The 20,807-nt window shown below is 53.8% G+C and carries 18 protein-coding genes and 1 riboswitch; of the genes, 9 read left to right on the top strand and 9 right to left on the bottom strand.

Features of this window, described 5'->3' with window-relative positions; genetic code table 11:
• Positions 1 to 21: 21 nt before the first annotated feature.
• Positions 22 to 3,219, bottom strand: coding sequence for an EAL domain-containing protein (locus tag ACSHSR_RS20980; protein ID WP_208185235.1), 3,198 nt, complete (start codon positions 3,217 to 3,219; stop codon positions 22 to 24).
• 258 nt (positions 3,220 to 3,477) lie between these two features.
• Entirely contained in the window at positions 3,478 to 4,131 is a 654-nt protein-coding gene (ribB, locus tag ACSHSR_RS20975) for a 3,4-dihydroxy-2-butanone-4-phosphate synthase (protein ID WP_025009206.1), read from the bottom strand.
• A gap of 114 nt (positions 4,132 to 4,245) precedes the next feature.
• A riboswitch (FMN riboswitch) is annotated at positions 4,246 to 4,432 on the bottom strand.
• Between the two features lie 210 nt (positions 4,433 to 4,642).
• Between ribB and ACSHSR_RS20970 the strand changes: the two genes are divergently transcribed.
• The 3 genes from ACSHSR_RS20970 to ACSHSR_RS20960 all read left to right on the top strand — a co-directional run bounded on the left by ACSHSR_RS20970 (position 4,643) and on the right by ACSHSR_RS20960 (position 8,274).
• Positions 4,643 to 6,781, top strand: a complete 2,139-nt coding sequence (locus ACSHSR_RS20970; protein ID WP_413735280.1) for a S9 family peptidase — start codon at positions 4,643 to 4,645, stop codon at positions 6,779 to 6,781.
• Positions 6,778 to 7,053, top strand: a complete 276-nt coding sequence (locus ACSHSR_RS20965) for a GIY-YIG nuclease family protein (protein WP_025889227.1) — start codon at positions 6,778 to 6,780, stop codon at positions 7,051 to 7,053. The genes ACSHSR_RS20970 and ACSHSR_RS20965 overlap by 4 nt, the downstream gene beginning before the upstream one ends.
• Before the next feature lie 426 nt (positions 7,054 to 7,479).
• Positions 7,480 to 8,274 (top strand): class I SAM-dependent methyltransferase, encoded by a 795-nt coding sequence (locus tag ACSHSR_RS20960; RefSeq protein WP_371873765.1) that lies wholly within the window; start codon positions 7,480 to 7,482, stop codon positions 8,272 to 8,274.
• 72 nt (positions 8,275 to 8,346) lie between these two features.
• Here ACSHSR_RS20960 and ACSHSR_RS20955 read toward each other — a convergent pair whose 3' ends face one another.
• Complete coding sequence (locus ACSHSR_RS20955; RefSeq protein ID WP_025009216.1) at positions 8,347 to 9,504, bottom strand: iron-containing alcohol dehydrogenase; 1,158 nt, start codon at positions 9,502 to 9,504, stop codon at positions 8,347 to 8,349.
• Positions 9,505 to 9,697: 193 nt separating this feature from the next.
• On the opposite strand from ACSHSR_RS20955, the gene ACSHSR_RS20950 reads away from it, so the two are divergent.
• Positions 9,698 to 10,567, top strand: coding sequence for an AraC family transcriptional regulator (locus ACSHSR_RS20950; RefSeq protein ID WP_093981613.1), 870 nt, complete (start codon positions 9,698 to 9,700; stop codon positions 10,565 to 10,567).
• On the opposite strand, the gene ACSHSR_RS20945 is transcribed toward ACSHSR_RS20950, so the two are convergent.
• Positions 10,564 to 11,106 carry a type II secretion system protein gene (locus tag ACSHSR_RS20945; RefSeq protein ID WP_107352541.1) on the bottom strand — a complete coding sequence of 181 codons (543 nt, stop codon included), beginning with the start codon at positions 11,104 to 11,106 and terminating at the stop codon, positions 10,564 to 10,566. The genes ACSHSR_RS20950 and ACSHSR_RS20945 overlap by 4 nt on opposite strands.
• 318 nt (positions 11,107 to 11,424) lie before the next feature.
• On the opposite strand from ACSHSR_RS20945, the gene ACSHSR_RS20940 reads away from it, so the two are divergent.
• Positions 11,425 to 11,769 (top strand): hypothetical protein, encoded by a 345-nt coding sequence (locus ACSHSR_RS20940; protein WP_025009220.1) that lies wholly within the window; start codon positions 11,425 to 11,427, stop codon positions 11,767 to 11,769.
• 87 nt (positions 11,770 to 11,856) lie between these two features.
• Here ACSHSR_RS20940 and ACSHSR_RS20935 read toward each other — a convergent pair whose 3' ends face one another.
• Both ACSHSR_RS20935 and ACSHSR_RS20930 read right to left on the bottom strand, forming a co-directional pair.
• A complete protein-coding gene (locus ACSHSR_RS20935) occupies positions 11,857 to 13,383 on the bottom strand; it encodes a tetratricopeptide repeat protein (RefSeq protein WP_208123941.1) in 1,527 nt (508 codons plus the stop codon).
• Positions 13,384 to 13,557: 174 nt separating this feature from the next.
• Positions 13,558 to 15,534 (bottom strand): ligand-gated channel protein, encoded by a 1,977-nt coding sequence (locus ACSHSR_RS20930; protein ID WP_479631120.1) that lies wholly within the window; start codon positions 15,532 to 15,534, stop codon positions 13,558 to 13,560.
• A gap of 180 nt (positions 15,535 to 15,714) precedes the next feature.
• On the opposite strand from ACSHSR_RS20930, the gene ACSHSR_RS20925 reads away from it, so the two are divergent.
• Positions 15,715 to 16,632, top strand: a complete 918-nt coding sequence (locus ACSHSR_RS20925; RefSeq protein WP_208123939.1) for a LysR family transcriptional regulator — start codon at positions 15,715 to 15,717, stop codon at positions 16,630 to 16,632.
• Positions 16,633 to 16,706: 74 nt separating this feature from the next.
• On the opposite strand, the gene ACSHSR_RS20920 is transcribed toward ACSHSR_RS20925, so the two are convergent.
• Together ACSHSR_RS20920 and ACSHSR_RS20915 are read right to left on the bottom strand one after the other, a co-directional pair.
• Positions 16,707 to 17,027, bottom strand: coding sequence for an excalibur calcium-binding domain-containing protein (locus ACSHSR_RS20920; protein ID WP_025009224.1), 321 nt, complete (start codon positions 17,025 to 17,027; stop codon positions 16,707 to 16,709).
• A 169-nt stretch (positions 17,028 to 17,196) separates the two neighbouring features.
• The gene (locus tag ACSHSR_RS20915; protein WP_156018539.1) at positions 17,197 to 17,370 is read right to left on the bottom strand and encodes a hypothetical protein; all 174 of its coding nucleotides are present in this window, start codon (positions 17,368 to 17,370) and stop codon (positions 17,197 to 17,199) included.
• A gap of 353 nt (positions 17,371 to 17,723) precedes the next feature.
• On the opposite strand from ACSHSR_RS20915, the gene ACSHSR_RS20910 reads away from it, so the two are divergent.
• From ACSHSR_RS20910 to ACSHSR_RS20900, 3 genes are read left to right on the top strand one after another with little or no spacing between them, the layout of a single operon-like run.
• Positions 17,724 to 18,602: a patatin-like phospholipase family protein gene (locus ACSHSR_RS20910; protein WP_101059704.1), complete on the top strand. Its 879-nt coding sequence runs from the start codon at positions 17,724 to 17,726 to the stop codon at positions 18,600 to 18,602.
• 3 nt (positions 18,603 to 18,605) lie between these two features.
• Entirely contained in the window at positions 18,606 to 19,136 is a 531-nt protein-coding gene (locus ACSHSR_RS20905; RefSeq protein ID WP_107005815.1) for a GNAT family N-acetyltransferase, read from the top strand.
• Positions 19,133 to 19,561: a GNAT family N-acetyltransferase gene (locus ACSHSR_RS20900; protein ID WP_028780755.1), complete on the top strand. Its 429-nt coding sequence runs from the start codon at positions 19,133 to 19,135 to the stop codon at positions 19,559 to 19,561. The genes ACSHSR_RS20905 and ACSHSR_RS20900 overlap by 4 nt, the downstream gene beginning before the upstream one ends.
• A 33-nt stretch (positions 19,562 to 19,594) precedes the next feature.
• Here the strand turns inward: ACSHSR_RS20900 and ACSHSR_RS20895 are convergent, their stop codons facing one another.
• Positions 19,595 to 20,761, bottom strand: coding sequence for an MFS transporter (locus ACSHSR_RS20895; protein WP_025009228.1), 1,167 nt, complete (start codon positions 20,759 to 20,761; stop codon positions 19,595 to 19,597).
• Between the last annotated feature and the right edge of the window lie 46 nt (positions 20,762 to 20,807).

Genomic DNA, 20,807 nt, shown 5'->3' with positions numbered 1-20,807 from the left:
TTAAGCCTTAAGGCTGCTTTTTTATGCCAGAAGCTGACGGATAAAGGACCCTCCCTGGATGAGGATTGGGGTCAGGCTCTTGGCAGACAGAGGTCTTGAAAGCAGGTAGCCCTGACCAAAATCACAGCCCATGGACTTGAGCAAGATCCATTGCGCGCGGGTCTCTATGCCCTCGGCCACCAGTTGCAAGTCCAGGCTCTTGCCCATCATGACTATCGCTCGCACCAGGCTGGCATCTGCCTCATTCACCAAGGCGTTATCGACAAAGCTCTTGTCGATTTTAATCACAGAGATAGGGAACTTGCGCAGATAGCTCAAGGAGGAGAAGCCGGTTCCGAAGTCATCCATGTGGATTGCCACGCCGAGTTGGCGAATGCTGTTGAGCACCTCCAGACAATGGGGGCTGTCGTCCAGCAGCATGGACTCGGTGATCTCTATATGCAGTCTCTCGGGCGCTATGCCGTGACGCTTGATGGCTTCGGCCAGCAAGGTGTCGAAGCTTACCCCACTGACGTTGATGCACTGGCGGCTGGAGACGTTGATCGCCATATCCAGTTTTATTCCTTCGGCATGCCATTGGCTGAGGTCTTTCAGTGCTTGTTCCAGAACCCATTCGCCTATCGGCTCTATCAGGCCATTATTCTCCGCAATGGGAATGAATTTCTCCGGTGAAACCCAGCCGTATTCGGGGTCATTCCAGCGCAGCAGCGCCTCGACTGAGGTGATTTGGCCGGTTTCCATAGAGACTATGGGTTGATAATGCAGACAAAATTCCTGATGTAGCACGGCGCTTCTGAGACGTTGCTCCAGTTGCAAACGCTCCAGCATGCTGGCGTTCATGCTGGGGGTGAAATACTGGTAGTTGTCACGGCCATTGTCCTTGGCGCTGTACATGGCGGTTTCCGTGTTGCGGGTCAGGGCATCTATGTCATCGCCGTCTTCGGGATAGACACCTATACCAAAGCTGACCGAGATCAGGGTGTTCTGGCCATCGATATCGAAGCTGCTGCCGAATAGGGCTTTAACCCTGTCGGCCACGGCTGTCAGGGCGGCATCGTTCTTGTAGTGCGGCAGGATCACGGCAAATTCATCACCCCCTATGCGGGCAACAAACTTTTGTTCATCCGGTAGTGACTCCAGCCTTCTCGCCACCTGTTGCAACAAGAGATCGCCGCGTTTGTGGCCCAGCACATCATTGATATATTTGAGCCTGTCGAGATCGATCAGCAGAATCGCCAGTTTGTGACCATGAATATGGGCCTGCAACAGCTCGTGGTGCAGCCTCTCGCTGAACATCTTGCGATTGGGCAACTTGGTCAAAATATCGAAATGGGCCTGATACCAGATGTCCTGCTCGTATTTTTTACGGTGGCTGATATCGACAAACAAACCTATGTGTTTGAGTATGTTGTTGTTATCGTCACGCACCAGGGTGATAGCCAAAAACTCAGGATAGATCTCGCCGTCTTTACGCCTGTTCCAGATCTCGCCTTCCCATTTGTTATTGGTCAGCAGGCTGTCCCACATCTGGCTGAAGAAGCTCTTGTCGTGGCGATAGGAGTTGAGTATTGAAGGATTCTTGCCCTTGACCTCTTCCAGGCTGTAACCGGTAATGCGGCTAAATGCCGGGTTGACCAGCTCAATACGGTTATCGGCATCTGTGATGACAATCCCCTCGCCGGAATAGTCGAATACTGCCGCGGCCTGTTTCAGTTGTTGATAGGATTTTTGCCTTTCGCTGAGCATTTGTCCCAGTGCCTTGGCCATGTCGGCCAATTCATCCTTGCCCTCGACCTTGATATCCAGATCCAGATTGGGATCCTTGGTCATCAAGCGCATGTTGTTGGCGATGGCATAGATACGTCTGAGCAGATTGTGACTCAGGGCCCGGCCAAGAAACAACAGCAGGCCGATAGTGATGGCGGCCGACAGCAGATAGAGGGCGATAAGGCGCAGTGACTGACCGCGTTGGGCGTTGGAAAGATTGAGAATATCATCGGAAACACTGTCTGCTATGGCATCCATCTGGCGGATCCTTTCGCTGGCCAACTGCCACCAGACTTCGGGAGTTACCGGGGGCTTGGGTTGGCTCAGGGCCTTCAGGGCATCAAGCATCTCATCGTCGGAAATCTGCACCAGGGGGTCTATCTCTTCCACCTTGGCGCCCCGGCTTTGCATGGCCGCTATCAACTGCATCTTGTGGCGATATTCGTTGAGCTTGTCCCTTATCTGGGCAATGGCCTGTTGCTGATTGGCACTCAGAGCCTTGCTCGATTTCAATTTTTCGAGGATCTGCTCCAGTGATTCCAGCTTGGCGTTAAAGCCTTGTTGGTATTGGCCATCGCCACGCAGCAGGAAATTTTTGAACTCATGCAGCAGGCCACCATACCCCAGCAAAGAGGCAAACTTGTGCGCCTGACGCGTGATGGCATCTTGCTGACGCAGCTGCTCCCTGACATTGTTCAATGCCTGACTCTTGCTGTCCTGCAGCATAGCCTCCAGGCGTTGTTTGTGTTCCACAATGGCGCTGGCGCGGAATAGATCTATGCTCTGATCCTGCTCTGTTATCAAGGCCAACAGCCGCTCATAACTGTCGGTGTCGAACTGACGCTTCAGCAACATGCCGTTGATCAGGCCGCGCTCACGCACCGCCAACTCCTGAATCCGCAACAGTGCGGCTAGGTCGGCATAGGCTCTGGCCTGCTGCACATTGCTCGACAGGGATTGCAGATTGGCAATGCCCAGCAAGAGTTCGTAGTTGAAATCGGAATAGAAATTCAGCGAGGCGCTCTCATCACGGCTCAAGAGTTCGCGCCGGTTGTTTTCCAGCGCCTGCTTGCCGAGCCGCAGAGCCTCCAGTTTGGTCTGCAATAGATGTTGGGCCGCAGGAGAGAGTTGTCTGGAAAGCTGTAACAGATGGGGAGAGTTTTGCAGGGCAGTTATCTGTGCCGATACCCGCTGCTGCTGCACCTGCAGACTGTCGGCAAAGCATTCACCATTACAGGCGATATAGGCGGCGCTGAGGCCTCTTTCCTGCTGTAGCTCATAGATGAGATCGGCCAGGCGCCGACCCACCTCGACAGCATGATAACTTTGGCTGGCCAAACGGTAGTTGTGCAGCAGTTCAAACAGGCGCACGCAACCCAGTAGACTAAGAACCAAAACAGGCACTAAGGCAAACAAGAGTAATTTGCGCTTTAGGCTCAGTTGGCTTAACACCTATGGCTCTCCTTGAAATTCTACTGGCAAAGACCTGCCTGCAATCTACTCGAATACAGGCCATAAGGCTTGATAAGTAACATATTGCCTATCAGGGGGCGACCCGTTGTTCAAGGATTTCTAATCTAGGTCACGAAAATAAACCTTAAAAAGTGGAGGGTTAATGTGAGCCTTGTCGCAACAAAGTTTACCTGTTTGTTTAAAACAAAAGCGGCTATAAAGCCGCTTTTGATCAAATAGTTAAAGAACGCTTGTTTATTAGCCAGCGTTGGCCAGCAGAGATTCGCGATAGCTGACAATATCCTCGATGGAAAGAACTGGCAGGTCGTGTTTGTCACCAAAGGCAATGATTTGTGGCAGTCTGGCCATGGTGCCATCCGGATTGGTTACTTCGCACAGCACTCCGGCGGGTTTTAGGCCAGCCAGTTGCATCAAGTCCACAGTGCCCTCGGTGTGACCGCGGCGGGTCATCACACCACCGGGCTGAGCCCGCAGTGGATAGACGTGTCCTGGGCGGGCCAGGTCTTCCGGTTTGGCGTTGTCTGCAATGGCGGTCTTGATAGTCGTCACCCGGTCGGCAGCGGAAACGCCTGTAGTGACTCCGACTTTGGCCTCAATGCTCACGGTAAAGGCGGTGCCGAACTGGCTGGAGTTGTTTTCCACCATGGGCGGCAACTGCAGCGCCTTGATTTTCTCGTCGGTAAGGCAGAGACAGACAATGCCGCTGCATTCGCGGATCAGCATCGCCATCTGGGCGTTGGTCAGGCTCTCGGCGGCGAAGATAAGATCGCCTTCGTTTTCTCTGTCTTCATCGTCGACCACCAAAACACCGCGGCCTTGACGCAATGCTTCCAGGGCGGTTTCGACTCTTTCAATCGGGGTGCCAAAAGGCGCTAATAATGACTGATTCATGGTAAAAATCCTTAAATTACGGCTTGGGTTTTCCAGAATCAGGGCAAAGAAAGGAATAGTGGGCCTCTCTGCCGCTGGCAGAGATGTATCACTAAGCGGATCGCCTCGCGGCAATCTGATTCTCTTTCATCCGGACTGAGCCATCTAAATGGCAACACCGTCGGCTCTGGAATAGTCACGCTAGGTCGTGATGACACCAGATCTGCAGACCCCGCCAGAATCTGGCGGGCGCTCGCGGGCTTTCATGTCGCTGACACGATTTACCGCCGGTGGGGAATTTCACCCCGCCCTGAGAATTGACCTGTCACTTGTATGTGGCAGGCGGCAACAGCATGCGCCTGTTACATACAAATGACAAGCGACAGGGTCACATTTTCTGCGGGTGAAGGGGGAGCCTTTGAGCTTCGGACTCGGGCGCCAGGGCTTGCCGTTGGCGTCGGTCGGCGTCACTATATGCAGGCGGCCTGTAGTCGAGGGAGTAGGCCGCTGATATTAACGCTAAGGAAGAGTGATGAGTCGAGCAGGATCCCTGATGTTGGTTTTAGGCACAGCCTTGTGGCTGTGCGGATGCAGTGGAATGAATTCAGAAAATAAGCTGGTGGCACCGGTTGCCGAAAAACGTCCTCACACCATGAGTCTTCACGGTGTGACCAGGACAGACGACTATTATTGGCTGCGTGACGATGAACGTAAGGCCCCGGACGTTATCGACTATCTGGAGCGGGAAAACGCCTATACCGCCGCGCGTCTTAAGCCTTGGGAACCGCTGAAACAGAAACTGTTTAAAGAGCTGACCTCCAGGCTGGAGCAGGATGAAAGCAGCTTGCCATATCGCTGGCATAACTATTGGTATTATCGCCGTTTCGAGGCCGGGCTGGAGTATCCGGTGATCGCCAGAAGCCGTGAGCTCAATGGTGAAGAGCAGTTGCTGCTTGATGTTAACCGGCGCGCCGAGGGGCAGGAGTTTTATGCTCTGGGCGGAGTGTCTGTCAGCCCGGATGAGCAGATACTGGCCTTTGCCGAGGATACCCTCAGCCGCCGTATTTACAGCGTCTATTTTAAAGATCTTGCCACCGGTGAACTGCTTGCCGACAAGCTGACGGGCGTCGATGGCCGGGTGGTCTGGAGCAATGACAACCGTTATGTGTTCTATATCGCCAAAGACCCACAGACCCTGCTGGGATACCAGGTTTTCCGGCACAAGCTGGGAAGTCCCCAGGGCGAGGATGTGCTGGTTTATGAAGAGCAGGACGATACCTTCTATATCTCCCTCGGCAAGAGTCTGGATGAATCCCTGATTGTATTGCACCACGAGAGCACCACGACCAGTGAAGTTTCCCTGCTTGATGCCAACGCCCCGCTCGGCGAATTCCGGGCGTTTCTGCCGCGGGAAGAGGGCCACGAATACAGCATCGCCAAGCGTGGAGATGAATTCTTCATCCTCAGCAACTGGCAGGCGACCAATTTCAGGCTGATGAAAACCACGGCTGCCGATGCCGGCGACAAGCGCAAGTGGCAGCAGGTACTGGCCCATGATCCCGAGGTGCGCCTCGAAGACCTGTTATTGCTGGACGATTATCTGATAGTACAGAGCCGCAGCCAGGGGCTGAGCCATATCAAGGTCTATCCCCATACAGATCTCAGCCGGGGCTATGAATTGACCTTTGATGACCCGGCCTATGTGGTTGGTCTGGATATCAATCCCAGCCAGCACAGTCGCGAACTGAGGTTATATTACTCGAGCCCGACTACCCCCGAGAGTATTTACAGCTATCAACTGGATAAGCCGGGCGAGCGCAAACTACTCAAGCAGGAAAAGGTATTGGGGGACTTCGAGCCCGGCAACTATCAGGCCGAGCGCTTGCTGATCCCGGCCCGTGATGGTGCCCAGGTGCCCGTGACTCTGGTGTATCGCAAGGACAAGTTCCGTAAAGACGGCAGTAATCCACTTTATCAGTACGGTTATGGTGCCTACGGCCATATCATAGAGCCGGACTTCGACGCCTCTATTCTAAGCCTGCTGGATCGCGGCGTGGTCTATGCCATTGCCCATGTCCGGGGCGGAGAGATGCTCGGCAGGCCTTGGTATGATGATGGCAGGCTGTTTAATAAACGAAACAGTTTCAATGACTTTGAAGACACTACCCGGGCACTTTTGGATCTGGGTTATGCTGCACCCGGCAAAGTGGTTGCCGCCGGTGGTAGTGCCGGTGGTTTATTGATGGGCGCCGTGGTCAATCAGGCTCCGGGTCTTTACCTGGCGGTGGCCGCCCATGTGCCCTTTGTGGATATAGTAACCACCATGCTCGATGAGTCGATTCCGCTGACGACCAATGAATATGATGAGTGGGGCAACCCCAATGACAAGCCCTACTTTGACTATATGCTGAGTTACTCGCCCTATGACAACATTCGCCATCAGGCCTACCCGCATCTGTTGGTGACTACAGGGCTGCACGACTCCCAGGTACAGTATTTTGAGCCAGCCAAGTGGGTGGCCAAACTCAGGGACTACAAGACGGACGACAATCTGCTGTTATTACAGACGGATATGGAAGCCGGCCATGGCGGCAAGAGCGGACGTTTCCGGCAATTTGAAGATACCGCGCTGGAATATGCCTTCTTCCTCGGCCTGTTGGGACTGGAATGAGTGGTGATAACTGGCAGCTGTATATCCTGCGCTGCGCCGGGGGCGAACTGTACACAGGGATCACCAAGGATGTGACCCGGCGCCTGCAGGAGCATCAGAGTGGCGGCCCCAAAGCCGCCAAATATCTGCGTGGTCGCGGGCCTTTGCAACTCGTTTATCGTGAAGAGATTGGCAGCCACGGTGATGCCTTGCGGCGGGAAATGGCGGTAAAAAAGCTGAGCAAGCGCGCCAAACTGAGTTTGATTGCGAAGTCAGCGGCTATGCCGGGGTGAGTGACCTTAAAAAAGAAAAAGGAGCAGGAGCGCCAATGGTCAGGCCATTACAGCGGGCGCTTCCTGCGGTCGGGAAGAGGGTCCCCAAGGAGGGGGTGATGGCTCATCAGCGATGGCCCATCAGCAAGATAGTGACGAAGAGCCGCGGTCGGCGAGTTCCACAACGCCAGTCGACGACTGTTTCTCTTATCAGCTAAAGCAGAAAACATGCCAAAACATAATGCATTGTTTATGTTTGCTATTTTTGCAACTATCTTCCAGCAAGTGTCCGCAGTAGTGTCCTCTTTCCTTAAAAAGTGACCGATTTGGCTATTCGGGTGTCCGCCGGACACTCGGTACAATCAGGGACTGAGCCTCAGTTTGTAAGCGCCCGGAGATCGCCGGCGAATAAACCAACATCAGGCAGAATATCTGGAGATGAGATAGATGAAAGGGATGGATCATGAAAAAGAGTACCAAAGGCTGAATCAGCAGGCCTGGAATGAGCGTACCAAGTTACATCTGCAGTCAGAGTTTTATGACGTTAAGGGGTTTCTCAGTGGTCGCAGTTCGTTGCGGGAAATAGAGCTGGCGGAACTATCGGTCAAGGGCAAGTCCTTGCTGCATCTCCAGTGTCACTTTGGCTTGGATACTCTCTCCTGGGCCAGAGAAGGGGCCGCCAGTGTCGCAGGCCTGGATTTGTCTGACGAGGCCATTACCAGCGCCCGCCAACTGGCGGAGCAAGCCGCTATCGACGCCGAGTTTGTTTGTGGCGACCTCTATCAGGCGCCGGCTTTGCTGCAGCGCCAATTCGATCTCGTGTATGTCTCTTATGGCGCGCTGGTTTGGTTGCCGGATCTACATCGCTGGGCAGAAACTGTGAGCGCTTGCCTTAAACCGGGCGGTGAACTCTACCTGGCCGAGTTCCATCCATTACAGGCATTGTTTGACGGTTATGACTACTTCCACACAGGTAAGGCCGATGTGGAGCTGGAGGGCAGTTATACCGAGAATGCTCAGGAAGCACAGCATACCACGGTTTGTTGGTCACACTCCCTGAGTGATGTCATCAGCGCCTTGTTGGCCAATGGTTTGAAGTTGCTGGCTTTTCGCGAGTATGACTTCAGTCCCTACGACTGTTTCGAGGGCTTGCAGGAGGATACGCCGGGGCGTTTTAGGTTATATCATCAAGGCAAAGCCATTCCCTTGGTCTACAGCTTGAGAGCGGTCAAGGAAGGCTAAAGAAACAGGGCCTAAAGGCCCTGTTTAAACTGTATTTTATCTCAGGCGTGAGAATCGTTTGGTTTGCTGAACTTACCAGGCCAGCTCAAGGATTTCACGGCTGCTGTCCAGACCGAGATCGCCGGTTTCAGATAAGGCGGTCATGCCGTGGGCTTCCAGTGCGGCAACGACATCGGCGATACGCTCTTGCGGCACATCATAGTCGCGCAGACGAGTCTTGAGGCCAACCTGTTCAAAGAAGGCCTGGGTGGCTGCAATGGCTTGCTCGATACGGCTGTCTTCATCACCCGAAGTGATATCCCAAACCCGCTCGGCATATTGCAGCAGTTTGGCGCGTTTCTGTTCCTTGCGCACCCGCCATACAGAGGGCAGGACTACGGCCAGCGTTTGCGCATGATCTATGCCGAACATGGCAGTCAGTTCGTGGCCTATCATATGAGTGGTCCAGTCTGCCGGTACGCCGCTGCCTATCATGCCGTTGAGCGCCGAGGTGGCACTCCACACCAGGTTGGCGCGGGCATCATAGTTCTCCGGCTCGGCCACGGTGACAGGGCCCACTTCAATCAGGGTCTTCAGTATGCCTTCGGCCATTCTGTCCTGAACTCTGGCATCCACGGGGAAGGTGACGTATTGCTCGACCACGTGCACGAAAGAGTCGACTACGCCGTTGGCGACCTGGATCTTCGGCAGACTGAAGGTCAGGCTGGGATCCAGCACGGAGAATACCGGGAAACTCTGTGGATGAGTCACGGGAAACTTGCCACCCTGATGGCTGACCACGGCAAAGGCATTCATTTCTGAACCTGTGGCCGGCAGTGTCGCTACCGTACCGACAGGCAGTACCTCTGTGACGGGAACCGGGTTGAAACCGTGATGCAGCAAGCTGCTGCTGTCGCCATCGAATTTTGCCGCCAGGGCAATAAACTTGGTGCCGTCCATCACTGAACCGCCACCGACGGCCAACAGAAAGTCGATGGATTCGCGCCGCGCCAGCTCGGCAGCCCTGGCCAGGGTGTCATATTTAGGGTTGGCTTCAATGCCGCCGAATTCAAATACAACACGGTCGCCCAGCGCGGTTATGACCTTGTCCAGGGTGCCGAAGCGTTTGACACTGCCACCGCCGTAAGTCACCAGCACTCTGGCATTGGCCGGTACCAGTTGATCCAGTTCTGCCAGTCTGTCTTTACCAAAGACTATGTGGGTAGGGTTGCGATAATCGAAATTGAGCATGATATTTCTCTCTTCTACAGCCGAAAAACTATGGTTGCCATCTTAGTCCCCTCAGCTTGGATTGAAATACACATTGCTGGAGCATTTATGCCTATTCCTGCCTAGTTTGGTTAATTGGAGCTTGAATATGGCTATTTTGATGCTTTTTTCTGTAATGGTGCTAGTATCCAAACCCTGATGATTGGAGAGTGTTATGAGTGATATTGCAGCCTTAATGGCGGCCCTGGCGGTGGATGAAGGGGTGAACAGCACCAGCCTGCCAGGGGTGCATCTGTTTCGCAGTTCGGCCTATGGCAGCCGTGGCCCCATGTGTTATTCCCAAGGGATCATGATAGTCGGCCAGGGGCGTAAACGTGTCTATCTCGAAGATAAGATCTATGACTATGATCCGCAGAACACCTTGGTGATGACAGTGCCTATGCCGGTGGAGTGTGAAACCTTTGCTTCCGAGGAAGAACCAGTATTGGTACTCATGGTGGATATAGATCTGCAGCAACTTAACCAGTTGATCCGCATGATGGATCAACACCACAAGGTGCCCAAGGATCTCGATGATGCCCGTCAGAGCGGCTTCTTTGTTGCCGCCAACAGCGAAGACATGCTCTGCTGTGTCGAGCGTTTGCTGCTGGCTCTGCAGTCGCCGTTGGAAGCCGAGGTCTTGGGTAAGGCCATGGTGCAGGAGTTGCTGTTTCGGGTGTTGGCTTCCGACAATGCAGCGCCTTTATATGCGCTGGCGCTCAGTCATACCCGTTTATCCCGGGTAGAGAAGGCGCTCAAATATCTGCATCAGAACTATCGTGAAAGTGTGGAGGTAGAGCAGCTGGCTGAGTTGGTCAACATGAGCCCCTCGGCATTTCATCGCTGTTTCAAGGAGGTCACGGCCTCATCGCCCATTCAGTACTTGAAGAAGATCCGCCTCAATAAGGCCAAAGAGCTACTGCAAAGACAGCGCCTCAAGGTGAAGGAAGCGGCACTGGAAGTGGGCTATGAGAGCCCGGCCCAATTCAGCCGGGAGTTCAAGCGTTACTTCGACCAGAGTCCGGGAGAAGCTGCCAGGCTCTAAGGCTGACTCCAGAAGGTTTTGCGAACCGAGACCTCACCCGTATCCGGCTGATACTCCATGATCAGTGTCGGTTCATTTTGCTGGATAAAATGCACTGAGCGGTAGATACAGGTATTGGGCGTTTGCTTATAGGTATAGGCCACGTCGACGGTGGTTGTAGGCAGATTGGCATCTTCTACATAGGCGATGCTGAGGTCGGTATCAGTGAGGCCATGCCACAACTGTTCGCAGGCGTTGAAAATGTGAGTGTCTTTGCCTGCAGTGGCATAGGGCCAGCCGTTGACACTGGAATCAACACTGCCATCACCAAAGCTGGCCAGATTGTCGATGGCGCCCTGATACCCCTTGGCCAGATAGCCACTGTGATAGAGTTTTACCGCAGATTCAAAGGCGGCATACTGGCCCCTGAACACCTGCTCCGTGGCGTCGTCGCGCAGATTGAGGAACTTGGGCGCGGCCACCACTGCCAGGATCCCGAGGATAATAATCACCACTACAAGTTCAATTAGGGTAAAGCCCTGATACTGCTTTGCTTTCATTACATCGCCCGGTTTATAGAATAGAGATATTGCCAACTGAATCGTCGCTAGCGCGGCAGTCTAGCCAAGCCTCTGACGTCTGGCAAGCTGAGAGTGGCAGCGGATATAGGGAAGGCCGCAGCCATGGAATCCTTAATGGTATTTTGCCTCGGTGCATAAATCCAAAAATATTAAAGCTTAAGATATTGTTTTACATGAAACTATAGCTTTGTTCACACTCCGGTGACCTAAAGCATGGCAATCTTCGACTAGGCTGGTTGAGCCTGTGGCGGGATGACGGGCTAATATTGATACAGAAACTATCAGGGAGGAAAACAGATGAAATGGATTGGGATCTTGTGTGGCTTGCTGGTGTCACTGCCGGTAGCCGCGGCCGAAGGGGAATACTTCTCTGAGGAGATAGTTCAGCAAGGCACTTTAGCCAATGAAACCCTGCTCAGGGATGCCATGCCGGGAGTGGCTGCCGAAGTGGCTCGTCGCGGCTGCGAGGTGCCGGAGCAGTTTTTTGCCTTTGTGCTGGCGATGCCCAAAGGCAAAGTCGGTGAGCGCTACTGGCATGAACGCTGGATAGTCGAGGGTTGTGAGCGTGAGTACCCGGTGGATATCGAATTTCGTGAAGATGGTGTCAACGCCGCCTACTGGACCATCAAGAATAAAGGCTGAACCGCTGGGTTAGCGGTTCTGGCAATCATCTCAGAAAAGACAGACCCAGGCCTTGGCCTGGGTCTGTCTTCAAAGGTTTAATACAGCTCAGGCGGCTTCTGGGTTATTTTGCGGCAACTGCGCCCGAATCTCTTCGAGACGCTGCTCATACCAGGCGGTTTCGGCCTCGGTAAAGCTTTGCAACAGTTCCTGTTGCTGCAGTACCTGATCACCCAACAAACCGAACTGGTTATGTTCTTCCAGTTCCAGCTGCAGCCATACGGCGGCATCTACCCTTTGGTCCAGTTCGAGGTAAGTTTCATACAGCTCTTCATAGGCCAGAGTTTCTCCGCCGAAGGCGGCCTTCTCCAGCCAGGGCAGCGCTTGTTGTAGTTCCTTGTATTCTCCCTTATCCGCATACAGCAGAGCCTGGCCCTTGAGGAGATCCAATCTGGCCTGGGCCAGGCTGTCTATGGGGTGTAGCACCAGATATTCCTGCTTGAGTGCTTCGGCCTGCTGTTTTTCCGATTGGCTCAGACGTACCGCCAGTGACTCTTTGGCCGCGATATACTCGGCTTCGTCCCCCATGGAAGCAAACTCGAAATGCATCAGTGCCAGCGGCAACTGGCGATTGACGCCCAGCCCTTGTTCATAGAGTTTACCGAGTTGAAAATGGGCACTAAGATCCCAAGCCTGTGCCAGGGGTTCGAGTATTGCCTTGGCACGCAGATGATCCTGACTGTCGCGGGAGTGTTCGAGCAGGAAGCCGGCCAACACTGGATCTGCCACGCTATCATCTTCATCGGCCGCGGCTTTTTCCAACCACTCTCTGGCCTTGTGCAGATCTTGAGGTAATTGGTCACCGCGCAGGTAGCGCTGTCCCAGCATCAACTGAAAGTAACTGCTGTCCTGAGCCTGCTCTATCAACAGCTGCTCGGCCTGGCGTTTATCCACCGGGCCACCTAGGCCTTGCAACATCATTTCCGCCAGATGACCGGCGCTGGCCGCTTCACCCAGCTGGTGTGCCTTGGTGAGCCAGAATCTGGCCTGCTGCAAATCGGCTTCCCCTTGCCTGGGCTCCTGCAGCAATATCCCCAGATGAAAGCAGGCTTCGGGATCATCCTTGGCGGCGGCCAACTCGAGCCATTTCATCGCCTTACTGCCGTCCTTATCGAGTATCGGGTTACGGGAATAGACCCGTCCCAGTTGGCTCTGGCTCTCAGTATCACCGGCTTCGGCTCTGGGGAGTAAGTTTTGCTCCAGCAGCTGAATATTGTCACCAAAAGCAGGGTGTTGGCGCAGCTCCAACATCAGGTCATGGAGCTTGGCAAATTCATTGTCCAATGACGAGGCCTTGGCGGCCCAATGCATCGCCTTGTCGGCATCGTTGGGCACCATCTCCAGCTCGGGACGGGTATAGAACTCATAGAGCATTTGGGCGGCGGCGGGATGATCTTTATTGGCGGCCTGTTCCAGCAGCGCTATGCCTTCATCGACGCTATTTCTGCCAATCAGTCTCAAGCCTTCATTGGCCATGGCATCAGGGTCGCCGCTTTTTACCGCATGGGCTCGTTGCCACTTTTTCAGGGCGATAAAGAAGGCCACAAACGCGATAATGATCAGTATCAGTTTCATTGTTTTCCTTAACCTTGGGAATTTGGCGCGGACACAGTAAACGCTGTCATGGCGTTTTTTGCAACAGCTATTAAAAGACCGCGGCGGTGCGCGGTCTTTGGAGTGAGAGAGTTGAACGGCGCCAGTATATCCCAGAACTGTTCTGGCTTATAAAAACGGCATAAGGCTTCCTCGTTAGAAACTCCAGGTCATCCCCAGCCAATAGCGGCGGCCGTCCTCGATATAGCCGTATTCTTCCTGGGTAATCTCTTTGTCCAGTAGATTATAGATACCGGCGCTGAGTTTGAGGTTTTCCATCAGCTGCAGGTTGGCCCCTATATCCACCAGAGTGTAAGAGGGGGCCACCAGAGTCGACGAAGAGGGGCCCGTGGTGGGTTGGCTCTCTTCACCCCGGTAGTGCACTCTGGCCCAACTGCCCCAGCGGTCGTTGATTTGCCAGTTCAGGGAGGTTTGCAGCAGGTGCTTGGGCAATTGATTCAATGGACTGCCCTGATAGCGCCCTGTCTTTTGCTCTGAGTCCGTATAGGTGTAGTTGGCCGAAAGCTGGATGTCATCATTGATGTCATAGTTGAAATCCAGCTCGAACCCCTGAGTTACCGCTTCATCCACATTCACGTAAGTGGTGGGATCGGAGCCAAACTGGTTCGGACCGTCGGTACACTGACTCTCGGGGCAGGGTACCCGAGTGATCTTGTCTTCAAACTCGTTATAGAAGACGGTCAGGGCCGTGGTGATATTGTCGCCGAAGCCGGTGTGCAGCCCCAGTTCGTAGTTGATTGAAGTCTCGGGTTTGAGATCCGGGTTACCATACATATTGCCACCGCGGCTGACCTGGCCCCAATCCGGTACAGTTTGCCTCAGGCTTGGGGCCCTGAAGCCGGTGGAAACACCACCTTTGAGCGTTGTGCTGTCGGTCAGGTCCCAGACTCCGTAGATACGGGGGCTGAAGTGCTCGCCAAAGTTTTCGTCATCATCCATGCGTAAACTGGCCGTCAGGGCAAAGGTGTCGCTCATGCGCCATTCGTTTTCGGCAAATACCGACCATTGGCGTCTGCTGATGTCACTACGGTCACCTATCTGGTTACCTGTCTTGTCGCTGAGATCCTGGTAGTTGAATGCGGCCCCAAAGGTGGTGGTATGACTATCACCAAAGCCGGTGACCAGACTGGTCTGGGCATCAGTGTTCTTGATGGTCATCTCTCGGCTTTTGTTTTCGAACTCTTCATATTTGACCCAGGTATTACTTGTGCCTATTTCCCAGCGGCCGGTGTGTGCCAAGGAGTATTTGCGGCTCTCATATTCGGTGGTGGATGACGCCGGGCAGCCATAACGACCGCAGGATTCACCGGGAGCGAGCGGGGCGACGGTTTTGCCCAGGGTGCTGTCCAACTCTTGAACGGCATTGCTGACTTCCAAAATGATGTCGTGGTCGTCACTCGGGGTCAGCGAGAAACGGGCACTGAGATTGTTGGCATCTCGACCGCGGTAACCGCCGGTTATCTGGTCTTCTTCACGCTTGGTGTACTGGCCATAAAGTTGTAACCCCAGCCAGTCAGGGATCAGGGCACCGCTGACAAAGAAGTTGCCCTGATAGATATTGCCGGATTCGCTGTGTTCCTGAACTGTGCTGTCCAGTCTGAGTTCTCCCTGCCAGTTTTCCGGAACCTTGCGGGTGATGATATTGATCACCCCGCCTATGGCGTCAGAACCATACAGGGATGACATGGGGCCGCGCACCACTTCGATTCTGTCTATTGCCGACAGTGGCGGAGTCCAGGCGCCTTCGACTCCCGGGCCATCGCTATTGGTGCGAGTCTCCCGGGATGACTGGCGCATGCCGTCCACCAGGATCAGTGTGTATTGGCTTCCCATGCCCCTCAGGCTAATGTCACGGCGATCGCTGCCGCCGGTAACCACGACACCGGGAACATCCAACATGGCATCGGTAATATCGCGATAGAAACGGCTATCCAGCTGTTCTCGGGTAAGTACGCTGATAGACGCGGGAGCATCCTTGAGTTGTTGCTCGTAGCCGGAGGCGGTAACCACTATGACTTCCATGTCTTGGGACGCTTCATCGGCCTGTGCTGCAGGTATGAGGAAGAGTGCGGCAATGGCGCTGGCCAGAGGGCTGATTCGACACAAAGACATCGGCTTTAAACTCCTGAATGCATAATTGCAAATTTGGTAAATGAGAATGATTTTCAATGGCGAGAATTTACGCCGATGATACAATCCTCTCAAGCGCATTTTTCTGGAAACACAGTTAAGGAATGCTTTATGGCGACCGCTGTAACTGAGATGTTTTTGCTGTTGTGATGGGGCTTAAAGATGAATAGGCAGATGGTCAAGGCGATGCTGGTATTTGCCACCACAGTTGAGAAAGGCACCATGAATGCCGCCGCCAGGCAGTTATGCATGAGTACATCTGCCGTTAGCCAGCAGATCTTCAAGCTGGAGCAGCAACTTGGGCTTGGGCTACTTAATCGCAGCACCAGGGCGTTGACACCGACCGAGGCAGGTAAGCTCTTTTACCAGAGCTGTGTACAGATGATTGCTCTTGCCGATGAGACAGAGCTGCAGTTGAGTCGTTTGAAGGACGGTCCGGTCGGTGAGTTGCGCATAGCCGCCCCTGTTGGCTTTGGTGGCGGTCTTCTCAGTGAGCCGCTAAGGCGTCTGTTGGAAGCGCATCCCGGCATTCAATTGTCGCTGCAGCTGCAGGATGAGACTGTTGATCTGGTGGGTAGTGGCATAGATCTGGCCATCTGTATCGGGCCTTTGGCCGATTCGGCGCTGGTGGCTCATCATCTGGCCGATTGGCAGATGCTCTTGTGCGTGGCACCGGACTTTCTGTGTCGGCGAGGGAACTCAATGCCCATGCATCCTGGTGAATTGCAGAACTGGGAGCGTCTGTGCCATAAGGGGAGTATGGTGCAGGACAGTATGTTGAGTCATACCGTCAGTGGTGAGCAGCTGTCTTTGGCGCCAGGGCGTCTGGCGGTCAACAATATGCAGAGTCTGATCCGCTTTACCTTGGATGGTTTGGGTTATGCGGCCTTGCCGGAGCCTGAAGTGCGGCAGTTTTTGCAGCAGGGCACTTTATTGCCTCTATTGCCTGACTGGCAACTGCCGCAGTACAGCGTTTACGCTCTGACTGCGGGACGAGAGGCGCAGGCGCCAAAAATCCGCGAAGCCATAGCAACCCTGAGTGCCTGTTTTGCAGAAGATGGTCCACAGGTTGCTGCTTGACTCAGGGTTGTCATTACCAGTGGATTGTCATTGCCAGTTGGGGAAATGGCTACAGGCCAAGACGGATTATTGCTTTACCAGCGGCTGTCGTTTTCACAGGGGCGGCCATCATTGTCGCCATCCATCTTGGTGTTGGGGCAGTAACGGTTGAAGTACTCGGCTTCGGCTCTGGAGGTCATCTGGCTGCAATACTGGCGTCCATCGCAGTGGAAGCCGGCGTCCATCTCTACAGGCTTACTGGCATAGCGCGGGGCGGTTTGAGCCGCTTCGCGGATGCTGTTGCTTATGGTGTCTTGGTGAATGTCGGTCAGCTGCTGCGGTTCATTGCCGCTGAGTTTTACCCAACTCAGGTAACAGGCATAACCAAAAATAAAATAAAAAACAAAGCGTTTCATCTTTTTCCCTTAAGTATTTCGGCATCCTTGGCCAAATTGAAGTTGGCTTTGCATCTTTGAGTGGCTAAACCGCCCAAGGTGAAATTTTGCGTCGCTATTGCAGCCTGTTCCGGGGAAAAATTCAACTTAAATTTGACTTGTGTCACCCTATTACCGGGTGCAATGCAGTTTACTCTTCCGCCAAGGCCTGTAGCCTGTGCATTTCATCCTGCACCTGTTGCACATATTGGTCCCAGTAGCCCAACTGTCGAAATTCTTCCAGACAGCAGCGATAGAGCTTGAGTTTGTGCTTGTTGGCCAACTGCGGCAGTAAGCAGATTTCTCCTTGATTGCTAGCATCCATTCCTTTTACTCCTGTCAGGCGATACTGCGTGGCTTCCTGCCACTGCAGATAAGTTACTTTTTAATCAGTTGCCTGATGGTGCCGACTCGACTGATATCGGCGGCATTTGGACCCGGCCAAGCAGGGGCAAGCCCTATGCCACCAGGGGTTGCCAAGGGTGAGTTGACAATCAATTTGAATGTTTTTGGCGGATTTCTTAATGAAAAATCAGCATAAGCTTAAGTAATTCAAGGCAAATTTCTTACTGCTAAAGTACGGGTATTTCAAGAGTGGCTTCCCCTGTGGGCCTTGCTTGGCTATGCTGCGCTATTGGCTGTATTGGGGGAATCATAATGGTCACAGAGTTTTCGCAACTGCAAGGCACGGCTTTGGTGCTGGAGGGCGGTGGCCTGCGCGCCATTTATACCGCCGGGGTGCTGGATGCTTTCCTGGAAGCCGGAGTCATGTTTGATTATCAGGTAGGGGTTTCCGCTGGAGCCATCTACCCGGCTTCGTACCTTTCCAGACAGAAAGGGCGTAACCTGTTAATTCAGCAGCGTTATCTTGCAGATAAGCGCTACATGGGCATGAGGCATCTGCTGAAGACGGGCAATTATGTCAATACTGACTTCACCTATAGACGTATGGCTCACGAGTTGCTGCCGTTCGATTTTGAGACCTTCCTGTCCTCGGGGGCCGAATTCAAAATAGGTGCTTTCAACTGCCTTTCCGGTGAAACCGACTTCTTTGGCATGAGTGATTTTGGTGGCCACGACGAGCTGTTGCAGATACTGATTGCCTCAAGCAGCCTGCCTTTTATCTCCAAACCCGTCGCCATCAATGGGGTGCCTTATCTTGATGGTGGCATTGCGGCTCCTATCCCGCTGCAGCAAGCCAGAGCTGACGGCTATCAAAAACAGCTGGTTATCCTGACCCAGGCCGCGGATTACAGTAAGTCAGCCTTTAAGTTTAAATGGTTGGCACAAAAGGCCTATCGGCGTTACCCCAAGGTTGCCGAGGCTTTGCTGAGGCGCCATCAGGTGTACAACCAGGCACAACAACAATTACAACAGGCGGTTGCTGAAGGGAGTGCCATGGTGATCCAACCCAAGATGGCGCTGGACTTGTCGAGGCTGGAGCGCGACATCAACAAGGTAGAGGCTGTGTATCATTTAGGGCTGGCCGATGGCCGTGAAGCGCTACCGGCTGTACAGGAGTTCTGTTGTTTTGGTGAAAAGCAAAGGGCTGGATAGCGAATGGAGCCAATTACAAGCACCAACCTGACACTGCGCCGCTTAAGAGCGTCAGATCTTGCCGCCTTCAGCCGTTATCGGCAGGAGCCGCAGGTGGCTCGTTATCAAAGCTGGGACACCTTCAGTCTCGAACAAGCCAAGACCTTGTATGAAGCCATTCCAAAAGCTTGGGCGCTGAGCGGTCATTGGTATCAACTGGCTATTGAGCTTACCGACGGCACTCTGGCCGGCGATCTGGCCTTGCACTTCATTGATGAGCAGCAAGTGGAGTTGGGATTCAGCCTGGATCCACTCTGCCAGGGGCAGGGTATCGCCAGGGAAGCGGTATTCGCCGTGCTGGATTACCTGTTTCGGGAGCTTGGCAGGCACAGGGTGATTGCAATTACTGACACGGAGAATCGCCCTGCCTGGCGCTTGCTTGAGGCCTTGGGCTTTCGCCGCGAAGGGCATTTTATCGACAATATTTTCTTTAAGGGACGCTGGGGCTGTGAGTATCAATATGCCCTGTTGGCAAAGGAGTGGTTATCCAAATGAAACAGCAAGTTGAAGTTCTGGAGCAAACCGCCGCTGTGGAGGACTTTATCCGTTTGCGGCAGATTACCGGACTGAGCCCTAGGCCGAGAGCCGGTGTCGAAAAGGCGCTGCCCAGCAGCCTCTATGGTGTGCAACTTGTTTTCGAGGGTGAGTGTATCGCCATGGCCAGGGTGGTGGGGGACGGAGCAATTAATTTTGAAGTGGTGGATGTGGCTGTCGATCCCCGCTGGCAGGGACAAGGCTTGGGGCGTTTGTTGATGCAAAAGGTGATGGACTATCTGAAAGCTCACGCCTTCGAGGGTGCCTATATCACCTTGATGGCCGATGTGCCGCAACTGTACCTCAAATTTGGTTTCAGTTTCAGTTCACCGGCCAGTGAGGGCATGTATCTTGTCTGGCCGCCCAAGGCCGAGTTGAGTGCCTGAGTCCGGCCAAGGATCCTGAGCCTCAGCAGCGGCTCAGGGACGCAGTGCCGGCATCCGGCCACGGGTTGGTCGCACACTGGACAACAGCATATAGATACAAGTTGTGGTCAGACACAAGCCCAGATACATGGGCAGACCCTGCTGTTGCTGGAAGCCGTTGGCCACCAGAGGCCCGATAACAGAACCCACTGAGTAGCTGAGCAGCATAAGTTCGGTTGCCGCCACTATCTTGCTGCTGTCGAGGCTGTCACAGGCCAGCGTAATAGCGATAGGGTAGAGGGCGAAGGCGGCAGCCCCCAGCAGCAACAGGTTGAAGCCCATCACCAAAGTGCTGTGACTCAGCAGAATACCCACAACCCCGGCGGCGCCCAACAAACAGAAAAACGCCATCAAGAGAGTCTTGCTGAATCTGGGAGACAACCAACTGACCAGGGGTTGCACCAACATGGCTCCCAGGATCACTATGGCCATCAGTTTGCCCGTCAGCTGGTGGTCACCTGTCTGCTCGCTGAGAAACACAGGCATCAGGCCATAGATGGGGCCCAATACCAAACCTGCAACCAGACAGCCCATGATGGCAGGGCGACTGACATGCCTGACTTCTTTGAAGCTAATCTTCTGATGCTGTATTTTTTGTGGCTGACAGCGCTTGGCCAGCAGTGGCGGCAATACGGCCAACACCAGTACTATAGCCACCAAAATATGCGGCATGGCACCATCGACACCCAACTGTCCCACACCCAGTTGTCCCAGGGCGTTACCGCCATAGAGTGAGCCTGTATAGAAGCCCAAACGCTTGGCTCTCTGCTTGGCGGTGTCGGCTATCAACAACCAGGACTCCACCACTACGAAGATGCCGGCCACGGCAATCCCGGCAATAAAGCGCGCCGCCAGCCAAAACTGGCCATTAACCACCAAGGGCATGCCAGCCACTGTCGCCGCCAACAGCAATAGAAACAGGATGAAGGCACCTCTGTGTCCCAGGCGTGCCACGACAGGTGAAATACAAGTTGCCCCGAGCAACAGGCCGAAATAGAAAATACTCGCCAGCCAAGCCGCCAGATCTGTCGCTAAGCCAAAACCGTCCAATGCCAGTGGCAGCAGACTCATATGATAGCCGGAAGCCAGAGCAAACAGGGTCAAACCCGCAACAGGTACCCAGGCACTGTTGTTGTGAGCGGTGGCGTGAGGTTGGGACAACTCAGACTCCAAATAGAAAAACGACCTTTTAAACGGAGATCAGTTT

This window comes from Shewanella sp. VK101 (assembly GCF_056497865.1).
Note: the sequence above shows the minus strand (reverse complement) of the source record. Positions and strands in the feature narration are given on the sequence as shown.